Below are 12,610 nucleotides of genomic sequence, written 5' to 3'. Positions count from 1 at the left end.
CCGCGCCCGCTCGCCGAGGTCGGGCGTGGGTGCGGCCCCGCGCCCCGCCCGCGCCCTGAAGGGGGTGAGTGTGAGCCTTTGCACTATTTGTCCACTATCGAGGTCGCATCCCGCATACTGATACAGCCCCCCGTTGGAAACGTGACTCGGTTAGGCTGCGTCGCATCATGCGTTTCGGGCTGCTTCTCCTTAGCTGCCGCGGCGAGGGCCTGTAGTCGAGGCCGACCCCCTCCCCGCGGTGCTTTGGCGTTGCGTCGGCCGTCCTTGTCGGACCATCGAGGAGCCCACGCAATCATGGCGAACCGCCAGCAGCCCACGTCCATGCCGATCCACAAGTACGGGCAGTACGAGCAGGTCGACATCCCCGACCGCACATGGCCGAACAACCGGATCACCGCCGCCCCCCGCTGGCTCTCCACCGACCTGCGCGACGGCAACCAGTCCCTGATCGACCCGATGTCGCCCGAGCGCAAGCGCCGGATGTTCGACCAGCTGGTCAAGATGGGCTACAAGGAGATCGAGGTCGGCTTCCCGGCCTCCGGCCAGACGGACTTCGACTTCGTACGGTCGATCATCGAAGAGCCCGGCGCCATCCCGGACGACGTCACCATCTCCGTACTGACCCAGGCCCGTGAGGACCTGATCGAGCGGACCGTGGAGTCGCTGAAGGGCGCCAGGCGGGCGACCGTGCATCTGTACAACGCCACCGCGCCCGTCTTCCGCCGGGTCGTGTTCCGTGGCTCCAAGGACGACATCAAGCAGATCGCCGTGGACGGTACGCGGCTGGTGATGGAGTACGCGGAGAAACTGCTGGGCCCGGAGACCGAGTTCGGGTACCAGTACAGCCCGGAGATCTTCACCGACACCGAGCTGGACTTCGCGCTGGAGGTCTGCGAGGCGGTGATGGACGTCTACCAGCCCGGTCCGGGCCGCGAGATCATCCTCAACCTGCCCGCCACGGTGGAGCGTTCGACCCCGTCGACGCACGCGGACCGCTTCGAGTGGATGAGCCGCAACCTCTCCCGCCGCGAGCACGTCGTCATCTCCGTCCACCCGCACAACGACCGCGGCACGGCCGTCGCGGCGGCCGAGCTGGCGCTGATGGCCGGCGCCGACCGCGTCGAGGGCTGTCTGTTCGGGCAGGGCGAGCGCACCGGCAACGTCGACCTGGTCACCCTGGGCATGAACCTGTTCTCCCAGGGCGTCGACCCGCAGATCGACTTCTCCGACATCGACGAGATCCGTCGCACGTGGGAGTACTGCAACCAGATGCAGGTCCACCCGCGCCACCCGTACGTGGGCGACCTGGTCTACACGTCCTTCTCCGGCTCCCACCAGGACGCCATCAAGAAGGGCTTCGACGCCATGGAGGCGTCCGCGAAGGAGCAGGGCAGGACCGTCGACGACATCGAGTGGGCCGTCCCGTACCTGCCGATCGACCCCAAGGACGTCGGCCGCTCCTACGAGGCCGTCATCCGGGTCAACTCGCAGTCCGGCAAGGGCGGTATCGCCTACGTCCTGAAGAACGACCACAAGCTGGACCTGCCGCGCCGGATGCAGATCGAGTTCTCGAAGCTCATCCAGGCCAAGACCGACGCCGAGGGCGGCGAGGTCACCGGCGGCGACATCTGGGCGGTCTTCCAGGACGAGTACCTGCCGAACCCCGAGAACCCGTGGGGCCGGGTCCAGGTCCGCAACAACCAGTCGACCACCGACAAGGACGGCGTGGACACGCTGACCGTGGAGGCCGAGGTCGACGGCGCGGAGACCACCCTGGTCGGCACCGGCAACGGCCCGATCTCGGCGTTCTTCCACGCGCTGCAGGGCATCGGCATCGACGCGCGGCTGCTCGACTACCAGGAGCACACGATGAGCGAGGGCGCCTCCTCGCAGGCCGCCTCGTACATCGAGGTCGCCATCGAGGACAAGGTTCTGTGGGGCATCGGTATCGACGCGAACACGACGCGTGCGTCACTGAAGGCGGTCGTCTCCGCCGTCAACCGCGCGGCTCGCTGACCAGCCTGACCGGCGGTTTGAAAGGCCCCGTTCGCCGAATTCCGGCGGGCGGGGCCCGTCGTTTACCGGCCAAACCCTGTGCGGGTCACGAGTAGGCCTCGTCCGGAGTACTGACTGCGCCTCACCAATGTGGCTAACATCACGCAAGCGCGGCGATGTTGCCGAGGGGTCACCTCCCGCGCCCAAGGGGCCGTGTGTGGGGGAGTGACGGAGGTGCGACGTGCTGCCAGGACGGGACCCGATCGGCGGTGCCGCCGCGCTCGCCCGCGTCGGGTACACCAGCCGTGCCACCGGCCTGTCGCGTGTCATGGGCACCCGGATCGCGTGGACGGGCGTCGGTGACGGCGAGTTCTTCTGTCCGGGCTGCGGAGGCGACCGCAACTACCAACGCCTCACCGGCCGCCGCCGCTTCACCTTCCTCGGTGTCCCCGTCCTGTCGCGCGGCGAGACGGGCCCCGTGGTCGAATGCGCGGCCTGCCGCCACCACTACGCCACGGACGTCCTCGACCACCCCACCACCACCCGCTTCTCCGCGATGCTCCGCGACGCCGTCCACACGGTGGCCCTGGCCGTCCTCGCGGCCGGCGGCGCCTGCTCCCGCACAGCGCTGACCGTCGCCGCCACCGCCGTCCGCTCCGCCGGGTTCGACGACTGCACCGAGGACCAGCTCGGCGCCCTGGTCGAGGCCCTGGCCGCCGACACGGGCCGCGTCCACGGCGAACCCTGCGGCCCCGGCCTCGCCATAGAGCTCCACGAGGCCCTGGACCCGCTCGCACCCCACCTCGCCCCGACCGGCCGCGAGGCGATCCTCCTCCAGGGCGCGCGGATCGCCCTGGCGGACGGCCCCTACACCCCGGCGGAGCGGGACGCGCTGGCCACGGTCGGCGCGGCCCTGACGATCTGCTCGGACGACGTGACCCGTCTCCTGGAGACGGCACGCACGCCGTCGTAGCGGTCCTCCGGTAGCCGGCGGCGGCGGTTTCGTAAGCCTTGTGCGGCTTCGTCCCGCCGGGCGCGGGGCACAATCGTCTTCCGGACGTGCTGGGGGCGAGGGGGAGCGCGTGAGGTACGGCATGCGCTGGGCGCTGGTGGCGGCGCTCAATGTGCTGGCGTTCGCGGCGGTCTTTCTCCTCTTCTACGCCGTCGACGTGCCGTTGCTGCCCGGGTCCGACGAGGGTCGGATCGCCGTCGGTGTGGCGGCGGCGACCGTCGCGGCGACGATGGGCGGGACATGGGGTGCGTCGTGGGCGCAAAGGGCTGCCCAGGCGATGACGGCACCCGCGGAGCCGGCCGGGGGCATGCGGCTGGAACTGCCGAACGCGACGGTCACCGTGAACGGGACCTCCCCGGACGAACCGCCCCAACTCCTCGTCCGCATGGGCGACCTGCCCCGCGAACCCGTCGGTTTCCAGCTCCGCGAGGACCTCCTCGGCGAACTCGCCGACGCCACCGAGCGGCACAGCCTCACCGTCGTCCACGCCGTCACCGGCGCCCGAGGCGTCGGCAAGACCCAGCTGGCCGCCGCCTACGCCCGGCGACGTATCGAGGAGGGCTGGCCTGTCGTCGCCTGGATCACCGCGGAGAACAGTGGCCAGCTCACCTCCGGACTCGCCGAACTCGCCGACCAGTTGGGCGCCCGTGAGGCGGGCGACGACACGGCGAAGGCCGCCCGGGCGGCGCTCACATGGATCGGCCGGAATCCGGACCCGTGCCTGATGGTCCTGGACAACGCGACCGACCCGGACGAGGTGGTCAGGTGGCTGCCCACGGCCGGCCGGGCGCAGGTGGTGGTGACCGCCACCTCCAGGGACTTCACGAACCTCGCGGGCGCGAGAGTCGACGTCACGGTCTTCACGGAGGAGGAGGCACTGGACTTCTTGCGCCTGCGCACGGGAGTCGCCTCGGACGACGGCGCCCACGAAGTCGCGGCGGAACTGGGCCGGTTGCCTCTCGCTCTCGCCCAGGCGGCCCATGTCATCCGGGCGCGGGGGACCGGTTACCGCGGATACCTGGAGCGGCTGCGGGCCTACCCCCTGAGAACCGCGCTGGAGAAGGTGCCCGGAGAGCGGTACCCGCACCGGGTGGCCGAGGCGATGCTCATCGCTGCCGAACAGGTCGAGCAGCGGAGCCCGGACGGCACGGTGCGGGTGTTGCTGGAGGCGCTGTCGGTGCTGTCGCCCGCCGGTGTGCCCCGCCGACTGCTGCACGGGGTCGTCCGGCAGGCGGGGGTCGACGACGTCGACGCCGTGGAGGCCGCGCTGGGAGCGCTGACCCGGGCCTCGCTCGCCACGGACTCCGGAGCGGACGCCGTGAACCTGCACCGCCTGGTGCAGCGGGTGATGCGGGAGAGGGCGGGAGAGGGCATACGGGACGTCGTCCGCGCTGCGGTGCGGCATCTGGGAGAGGTGCTGATACCGCCCGGAGAGGCTTGGGAGAGACGGGAGTCCGGGGGGCAGCTCGTCGACCAGATCGACGCGCTGTGGAACGTCGTACGAGGGGATCTGTCGTCGTACGAGGAGGAGGACCAGGAGAACCTGGTGTGGCTGCGGAGGTGGGCGGCGTACGACCATCTCGGTCATGTGGGAGCCATGGGCCGGGCGGTGGTCTGGGCGGGCGAGACCCGGCGGGACTGCGATTCCGCGCTGGGGGAGGAGGCGGCTCCCTCGCTCAGCGCCCTGGAACTCGAAGGGGACATGTGCTCGTGGGCGGGCCGCACCGAGCAGGCCATCGGGGCCCGCGTCAGACGCCTGGAGATCACCGAGCGGTGTCTGAGCCCCGAGGACGAGCGCACGCTCACCGCACGCAGGGACCTCGCCCGGTCGTACGGGACAGCCGGTCGCTACGAGCTGGCCGTGCCCATGTACGAGGCGCTGGAGCGGGACATGCGACGGCTGCACGGCGCGGATCACGAGGTCGCCCGGAGCGCTCTGAGTGATCTGGCGGAGGTGTACGCGGCCGTCGGCCGGCTGGGTGAGGCGGCGCGCATCGTGGACCGCATGCGTACGGAATGGTCGCAGGGCCCCGGGCCGTCCGCAGCGAGCCTCGACTCCCTGCAGAGCCTGGCCGACACCTACGGATCGATGGGCCGCGACGAGGAAGGGGTCGCGCTGCTCCGTCGCTACCTCGACGCATGCGAGGCCGAGCACGGTCCTGAACACATCGAGACGGTCCGTGCCCGCAACAACCTGGCCCTCCAGTGTCTGGACGCCACTCTGTACGACGAGGCGCACGAGGCTGCCGGGCGGACGCTCGCGGACGCGGAGCGGGCCCTGGGGCCGGATTCCGAGAGCACGGTCGAGGTCCGCGACACCTTCGCCACATGCCTGACACGGATGGAGCGGTACGAGGAGGCCGTGTCCCTGTTCCGCCGCGTGGTCGAGGAGCGGACGGCGCTGCACGGCCCGGAACACCCGGTCGTGCTGAGGGCGCGCGGCCGCCTGGTGTGGGGGCTGGACGAGTCGATGCGGCACGGTGAGGCATACGCCGCACAGGTCCAGCTGATCGCGGACCACGAGAGACTGCTGGGAGGGGACCACCCCGGCACGTTCGGCGTCCGCCGCTTCCACATCCATCTCTGTACTCGGCACGGGCGGTTCCAGGAGGCGATCGACTTCGCACGCGAGGTCCTCGCCGACCATGAGCGGGTCCACGGGCATCTGCATCCGCGCACGTTCGACGTCTGCCTCGGCCTCGCCGATGCCCTGACCGCGGCGGCGCACTATCCCGAGGCCGTCGCCCTGCTGCGGCAGACCCTGCGGAACACCGGGCGGAGCCTGGGTGCCGGGCACCCGCAGACCTTCTCCGCACGGGCCCGACTCGCCCACACCCTGCGTGAACACGGTGAGGCCGACGAGGCCCGCGAACTGCGTGCGGAGAACGTGGCCGAGTACGCCCGGCTCTACGGGGACGACCACGTCGAAGTCGTCTGGGCCCGGAGCCATCTGGCCGATGTGCTCACCTGGCAGGGGCTGCACGACGAGGCACTCGCACTCCATCGGGGCATCGTGGACGACATGGCACGCATTCGGGGAACCCATCACCCGTCCACCCTGCTGGCACGGCGCCGGCTGGCGGTGGCCTGCCGGGATGCCGGACGCCACCGGGAGCAACTCCGGCTGACGAGCGGGGCGGTGGCGGACCACGAGCGGGTGTTCGGCGCCGACTCCCTGCCGGCTGTCGCCGCGCGAGCCACACATGCGGCGGCACTGGACATGGTCGGACGTCGACGAGAGGCCCGGCGTGCCGGACGGGAGCTGTACGCGGACAACGTCCGTCTCCTGGGGGCCGACCACCCGTACGCGCTCGACGCGCTCGACGACGTGGCCGATGGGTACCGGGCGGTGCAGAGACGCCTCAAGGCGCTACGGATCCGTAAACGTGTGCTCCACGCGCGAGAGGCCAGATCCGGCCCCTGGGGCTGGGCGTCGATCGGTGCGCGCCGCCGCCTGGGGAGCGCGTACGCCTCGGTGGGGCTGCTGTGGCGCGCCGCCGCCCTGCAGAGGCGCTTCCTGGACGACCTGACGGCACACTTCGGGCCCGACCACCCCGCGACCCAGCAGCAGCGTGAGTGGTGGTGCCACGCCCTGATCCGCACAGGCCGTTGGCGGCAGGCGAGGGAGGCGGCCGATACCCGGCGGGCGGACTGCGAGCGTCTGTACGGTCCCGACCACAGGTGGACACTCGACACCCGATGGCTCGTCGCCCACACGGCTCGCCGCACCGGCCGGGTCCGTACCGCCCTTGCGCTGTACGCGGACCTCGCGTCCGACCGCGCCCGTGTCCACGGCCCGGACCATCCGCGCACCTGGTGGGCCCGGCTCAACCACGCCTACGCCACCTTCTGGGCCCTCCACCCGCACCGCGCCGTCGCCCTCTTCGAGGCCGTGATCGACGACGGCCGTCGTATCTTCGGCAGCGACAGCCGTCAGGTCGAAGCGCGCGTGAAGTGGCGCTATCCCTTCCTCTGCCTGATCACCGGCCACTGGCTCCGGATGCTCGCCGCCCTCCGTCTCCGCCGCCACACCGTGTCGTACTCCCCCGGGGGTGGTCCAGCCTCCGGGCCGCCCCGGGGGTGACCAACTCGCCATGGTGCCCGACGAATCGGGCCCTCGCGCCGGGAGTCCGGTGAACGCCCGGACACACGCGTCGAGCGGTTTCTACGCGCCTCGGGGGACACGCTGTGTCCCGAGGACCATGAGTGCGGGGGCCCGCCTACAGCAGCCCTGCCGCCGCCAGGTACTTGCCGACCTGCTCGGTCTCCGTCTGCGACAGCGGTACCTGTGGTTCCGCCGTGGCCGGGCAGGCGATGATGCCGCGCAGGTGGAGGGCCGTCTTGAAGGCGCCGAGGGCGGCGGAGCCGGCGCCCATACGGGTGGGGGCGCCGACGCCGGTCATGCCGAAGAGGGCGCACAGGCGCTCCTGCTCGGCGCGCGCCCGGTCCCGGTCCCCGGCGCGGCAGAGGCGGTCGAGGCGGACGTACCCGGCCGGGTCGACGTTCGCCAGCCCCGGCACCGCACCGTGCGCGCCCAGGGCGAGGGCGGCGTCGACGACGAGTTCGGAGCCGGTGAGGGCGCTGAAGCCGGTGACGGCGGCGTCGGTGCGGGCGCCCGTGACGACCGTACGGAAGGCGGCAAGGTCGCCGCTGGAGTCCTTCAGGCCGGCGATGACCCCGTCCGCCGCCAGTTCCAGGACCACGTCGGCGGGCAGCTTGGAGTGGACGGCGACCGGGATGTCGTAGGCGAAGACCGGGACGGGGGAGCCTGCGGCGAGCAGCCGGTAGTGGCGGGAGATCTCCGCCGGGTGGGTGCGGGTGTAGAAGGGGGCGGTCGCCACGACGGCCTCGGCTCCGGCGGTGGTCACGGCGCGGACGTGGTCCAGTACGCGGGGCGTCGTCATGTCGATCACCCCGGCGAGGACGGGGAGTTGGCCGCCGACGTGACCGACCACCGTCTCCACGACCAGCCGCCGCTGCGGGTCCGTCAGATACGCCGCCTCCGACGACGAACCGAGCACGAACAGCGCGTCCACACCGCCCGCCACGAGATGGTCGACCAGCCGCGTGAGCGAGGGGACGTCGACCTCGCGGTCCGGTGTCAGGGGCGTGCAGACGGGCGGGATGACACCGGTCAGCGGGGCGGGGACGGTCATCGTGGCTCCCTCGGTACTAGGCATCGCGTATCGCGTACGGCTCACTCGCCGGAGCCGGCCCGGACACCGCCTGGGCGACCAGGTCACGCGTCGGCTCCGCCTCCAGTACGTACAGGATGGTGGCATCGGCGGCGGTGTCGTGGGGTCGACGCGGCCACGAGGGCGGGCATGATCTCCGCGCTGACGTCGTCCGGGAAGGGATGGGGGGTAGGTTGGGCCCATGGCGGAAGCGATCGAGCCCTGGGACACGGACGACTCCGGTGTACTGCGGCTGCCTTCCGGGCGGCTGGTGCGCGGCCGGGGGCTCCGCCACCCGCTCCCGGACGGCCGTGTCCCCACCTACGCCGTCTACCTCCTAGGCAAGGAGCCGCCCGAAGTCCCCTGGGCGTCCCGCTGGCTGCGGTGGCCCGACTTCCGGCTGCCCGGTGACGGGGCGGAGGCGGCGGAGGTGCTGCGGGACGCCTGGGACCGGGCGACCGGCGACCGGGTCGAACTCGCGTGCGGCGGCGGCCGGGGCCGCACCGGCACCGCGCTGGCCTGTCTGGCGGTGCTGGACGGCGTACCGCCGCAGGAGGCCGTGGCGTACGTACGCCGGCACTACGACCGGCACGCGGTGGAGACCCCTTGGCAGCGCCGGTACGTACGGCGGTTCGGGGCCTGACCGGCCGAGAGGCGGCGGGGCTACGGGCGGCGGGCGCGGAAGCGGAGGCTGCCGCCCTGCTCGTGCACGGTCACGGCGACGTCCGTGAAGCCCGCGTCGGTGAGGCGTGCGGGCAGGGTCGCGGGGTCGACGACGTTCATGGTGTCGCGGAAGTGGACCAGCCGGAAGCGGAGGCTCGACCGGCTGTCGCTGCCGGCGAAGGTGCCGCCGGGGCGCAGGACCCGGAAAGCCTCCGCGAAGATGCGGTCCTGCAGCTCGGCGCTCGGCACGTGGTGCAGCATCGTGAAGCAGACGACCGAGTCGTACGACGCGTCCGGCAGCGGCATGTCCGCCCCGTCCGCGTGCACGATCCGGGCCCGCTCGCCCCAGGCGACGTCCAGCAGCCGGGCGGTCTCCGCGTCGACCTCGACGGCGGTCAGGTGCGGCACCTGTTCGACGAGGACACGCAGGTTGGCGCCGTAACCCGGCCCGATCTCCAGGACGTCCGTGCCCAGTTCGACCCCGTGGAGCGCCCAGGGCAGCAGTAGTTCCCGCGTCTTGAGCGCCCACTTCTCGGAGCTGCAGATCCTCTGGTGCATCTGATTCATCGGCATACCGCCGACGCTAGGCCCGGCCCCGCCCTGTCCACCACGGGCTAGGCTGCCGTCCCATGTCGCCAGACGGACAGCGGGGTGCGGGGGCCGATCAGCGGGAGGCGACCGGCGTCCGGTGGGACGCCGGCCCGGGCGTCGAGCGGAATCCCCCGGCCATGCTGCACGGTCCGCACCCCACCGCGATCTTCATCGGTCACTTCGCCATGCCACGCGGCACGGCCTTCTCCCGGCACTGGCACGCGGTCCACCAACTCGCCTGGTCGGCGAAGGGGCTGTTGCGGGTCACCACCCGACGGGGTTCCTGGCTCCTGCCGCCCACCCTCGCCCTGTGGATCCCCGCGGGCGTCCCCCACACCACCGAGTCGGCCGGTGACACGGTGATGCGCAGCCCGTACGTGGACCCCGCGAGCTGCCCCGGCATCGACTGGGGGGAGCCGACGGTGGTCGCGGTGGGCCCGCTGCTCCAGGCGCTCGTCGACCACCTTCTCCGCACGGACCTGCCCGCCGGGGCCCGCGCCCGTGCGGAGGCCGTCCTCCTCGACGTCCTGCACCCCGTCCCCGTCACCAGCGTCACCGCCCCCGAACCCCGTGACCCCAGGGCCCGTGAGGTGGCCCGCGCCCTCACCGCGCACCCTTGCGATCCCCGCCCCCTCGCTTCCTGGGGCACCCAGGTCGGCGCCAGCGCCCGCACACTGGCCCGCCTCTTCGTCGTCGAGACGGGCCTCACCTTCGGCCAGTGGCGCGAACAGGCCCGGATGCGGGCCGCGATGCCGCTCCTCGCCGAAGGCCTCCCCATCGAGTCGGCGGCCCACCGCGTCGGCTACGCCTCGGCCAGTTCCTTCGTCGCGGCGTTCCACCGGATCGTGGGCGTGACACCCCGCCGGTACTTCCCCCTGCACCGCTGAGCGGTGACCGTCCCCGTCCCGTGCATGACTCCGCCCCCGCCGTCCCTGCCCGCCCCATCCGCAGGGTGCTGCCCCTGACCCCCGCTACGGGGTTCGCCGCCGAGGCGACGACAGGGGACGGGGTGCAGCCCTCGGGGACGGGACGGGTAGGGACGGCGGGGGCGGGAAACCACGGATGCCTGGCGTGCCGCGGAGCTGGTGCCGCCGGGCTTGTGCCGCTTGCGCTAGGGACCGATCCGCGCGGGCCCGTACAGCGCGTTCGGCGCGCCCGTCATCAGCGCCCAGTACCTGTCCCCGTACGACCAGTGCCACCACTCGGTGGGGTAGTTGACCAGCCCGGCCGTGGTGAGGGCCGCGCTCAGGGTGCGGCGGTTGCGGCGGGCGGTGTCGGAGATGTTCGGCGCGTCGGTGTAGCAGGCGTCGTCGCTCTCCTCGGGGCTGGCGTCGAGACGGGTACCCATGTCGAGCTCCTCCCCGGCGGCGGTGCACAGGGTCAGGTCGACCGCGGCGCCCGCGACATGCGGCCCGATCTCCGGCGGCGAGAGGGAACGGCTGGCCTGGACGCGGAGGTGCTCCTCGGTCCAGTCGGGGTTGGCGAGGCGCAGCTCGGCGGCGTACGCCTCGAAGTACTCGATCTGCAGGGCGAGCGGCCGGTACCCCTCGGTGACCAGCAGCCGCAACCCGTCGGGAAGCAGCCGGGCGGCGCGGGCGAGGCGCCAGGCGACGCCCTCGCGCAGGTGCGCGTACGACCCCTCGGGGTCGGCCTGACGGGAGTCGACCACCACGAAGGGCAGCTCCCTCAGGTCGACGAGGGGCTCACCGCACTCCTGGACCGGGACACCGGCGACCTCGGGGTCGCTCATCAGGATGATCGAAGGCATGCGTCGTCTTCCACCGGGCCGGAGGTGTGAGGCGTCGGGGTGCGTGGCAGCACCCCGGGGAGGGACCTGATCCCCTGATGTCCCTCCCCGGGGGCTTCCCCCCTTGAGTGGTGGTCTGCGGCCTGGAGCCGGGTGCTCCCCCAGCCCGTCCTGCTGTTCCGAACCCACTGTTGTCACGTTCCCACCGGTCCGTCCCCTGTGCGCTCCGGTGAGCGGACCGGCCGGGCGGTGGTCGCCCGGCCGATCCGTTGCTCCCCCGAGAACACCGAGAATGCCGCACTCCGCTGGAAGTTCTCTGCAAGTCCGCCGCAAGCGGGTTTCGGCCTGGCCGACGGGCGACCGGCGGGGCCGGCCGCCGACGGGGAACGCGGTCCCATTACGTAACCGGGTACGCAATTCCACGGATCCCGGACCGTGTTCCCCGCACGGATGCTGATCTTCCGCAGGGAAACAGGAGGAGCCGGTGGCCCGTCGCACCAACACGTCGTGCCTGGGCATGGCCGTCAAGGTCTATCTGCTGATGGTGGTGTGGAACGCCGTCGGTTACGCGCTGGCGCTGCCGGTCGCCGTACCGGACCTGATGGCCGCCCAGGACCCCCCGCTGCGGCCGCCCACGGCCGAGCAGTACGCGATCCTGCACGGCGTCCCCGTCGCGGTCGCGCTGGGCGTGGCCGCGTTCACCAGATGGTCCCGGCCCAGCCCCTGGTGGTCCTACCTCTGCCACGCGGCGGTCGTCCTCGGCGCGAGCCGCGCGGCCGTGCTCTGGGCGGACACCCGGTTCGACTCGGCGATGGTGGCGCTGAGCGGGGCGTCCGGGCTCGCCGCGTTCCTCTGCCACCGGGCGGTGCGCTGGTGGGACGGCGGCGGGTTCAACGGCGGCAGGCGCCGCCCCGCTCCCGGCGAGATCTGGCACGCCGTGGTGCCGTTCCGGGAGTCGGCCGGCGAACGGCCCCACTACTGCGTGGTCATGCGGCCCCGGCTCCGCCATGTCGAGGTCCTCCAGATCACCAGCCAGGACAAGGACCACCGCGCCGATCACGTCCGCATCCCCAACGACGGCTGGGACCTCTCCTCCGGCAAGGCCCACTGGGTCGAGATCGGCCTGTCCCCACGGCTCGTTCCCTACGGGAAGTTCACCAACGTCCTGCCCAAGGGCCGCTGCCCGAAGCCGACCTGGCGACAGCTCCGGGCCCGCCGCCCGGCCACCGGCGCGGCGTCGGCCCTCCGGTCCCGGATCACCCGGATCACACCCACGGCCATGGCTCGTGCCGTTCGCGGGCCTCGCAGGCGTTGAACACCTCCATGGCCTCGGCCCGCAGCGCGTCGGCGCCGGCCTGATCGCCGAGCGCGGCCCGTACGGCGGACAGGTTGCGCAGGGCGCGGGCCCGGGGCAGGGGCAGGGCGAGG

At 72.3% G+C, this 12,610-nt stretch carries 9 protein-coding genes; 6 read left to right on the top strand and 3 right to left on the bottom strand.

Annotated features, from left to right (window positions below):
• Positions 1-294: 294 nt before the first annotated feature.
• The 3 genes from leuA to fxsT all read left to right on the top strand — a co-directional run bounded on the left by leuA (position 295) and on the right by fxsT (position 7,091).
• Positions 295-2,016 (top strand): 2-isopropylmalate synthase, encoded by a 1,722-nt coding sequence (gene leuA, locus AWZ10_RS43670; RefSeq protein WP_046705526.1) that lies wholly within the window; start codon positions 295-297, stop codon positions 2,014-2,016.
• Between the two features lie 220 nt (positions 2,017-2,236).
• On the top strand, positions 2,237-2,968 hold the full coding sequence (locus AWZ10_RS43665; protein ID WP_078935398.1) for a TerB family tellurite resistance protein: 732 nt from the start codon (positions 2,237-2,239) through the stop codon (positions 2,966-2,968).
• A gap of 109 nt (positions 2,969-3,077) precedes the next feature.
• A complete protein-coding gene (gene fxsT / locus AWZ10_RS43660; protein WP_159058582.1) occupies positions 3,078-7,091 on the top strand; it encodes an FxSxx-COOH system tetratricopeptide repeat protein in 4,014 nt (1,337 codons plus the stop codon).
• Between the two features lie 136 nt (positions 7,092-7,227).
• On the opposite strand, the gene AWZ10_RS43655 is transcribed toward fxsT, so the two are convergent.
• Positions 7,228-8,163, bottom strand: coding sequence for a dihydrodipicolinate synthase family protein (locus AWZ10_RS43655; RefSeq protein WP_046705529.1), 936 nt, complete (start codon positions 8,161-8,163; stop codon positions 7,228-7,230).
• Positions 8,164-8,383: 220 nt separating this feature from the next.
• On the opposite strand from AWZ10_RS43655, the gene AWZ10_RS43650 reads away from it, so the two are divergent.
• Positions 8,384-8,824: a protein-tyrosine phosphatase family protein gene (locus tag AWZ10_RS43650; protein WP_046705530.1), complete on the top strand. Its 441-nt coding sequence runs from the start codon at positions 8,384-8,386 to the stop codon at positions 8,822-8,824.
• A 20-nt stretch (positions 8,825-8,844) separates the two neighbouring features.
• Here AWZ10_RS43650 and AWZ10_RS43645 read toward each other — a convergent pair whose 3' ends face one another.
• Entirely contained in the window at positions 8,845-9,417 is a 573-nt protein-coding gene (locus AWZ10_RS43645) for a class I SAM-dependent methyltransferase (RefSeq protein ID WP_079104687.1), read from the bottom strand.
• A 155-nt stretch (positions 9,418-9,572) separates the two neighbouring features.
• Between AWZ10_RS43645 and AWZ10_RS43640 the strand changes: the two genes are divergently transcribed.
• Positions 9,573-10,322 carry an AraC family transcriptional regulator gene (locus tag AWZ10_RS43640; protein WP_060893938.1) on the top strand — a complete coding sequence of 250 codons (750 nt, stop codon included), beginning with the start codon at positions 9,573-9,575 and terminating at the stop codon, positions 10,320-10,322.
• Positions 10,323-10,546: 224 nt separating this feature from the next.
• Here AWZ10_RS43640 and AWZ10_RS43635 read toward each other — a convergent pair whose 3' ends face one another.
• Positions 10,547-11,203, bottom strand: a complete 657-nt coding sequence (locus AWZ10_RS43635) for a M15 family metallopeptidase (RefSeq protein ID WP_046706346.1) — start codon at positions 11,201-11,203, stop codon at positions 10,547-10,549.
• 463 nt (positions 11,204-11,666) lie between these two features.
• On the opposite strand from AWZ10_RS43635, the gene AWZ10_RS43630 reads away from it, so the two are divergent.
• Positions 11,667-12,497, top strand: a complete 831-nt coding sequence (locus AWZ10_RS43630) for a hypothetical protein (protein ID WP_060893937.1) — start codon at positions 11,667-11,669, stop codon at positions 12,495-12,497.
• Positions 12,498-12,610: the final 113 nt, after the last annotated feature.

Source organism: Streptomyces europaeiscabiei (assembly GCF_001550375.1).
Classification (GTDB): domain Bacteria; phylum Actinomycetota; class Actinomycetes; order Streptomycetales; family Streptomycetaceae; genus Streptomyces; species Streptomyces europaeiscabiei.
The sequence above is the reverse complement of the archived record's forward strand: the minus strand, read 5'-3'. Positions and strand labels throughout refer to the sequence as shown.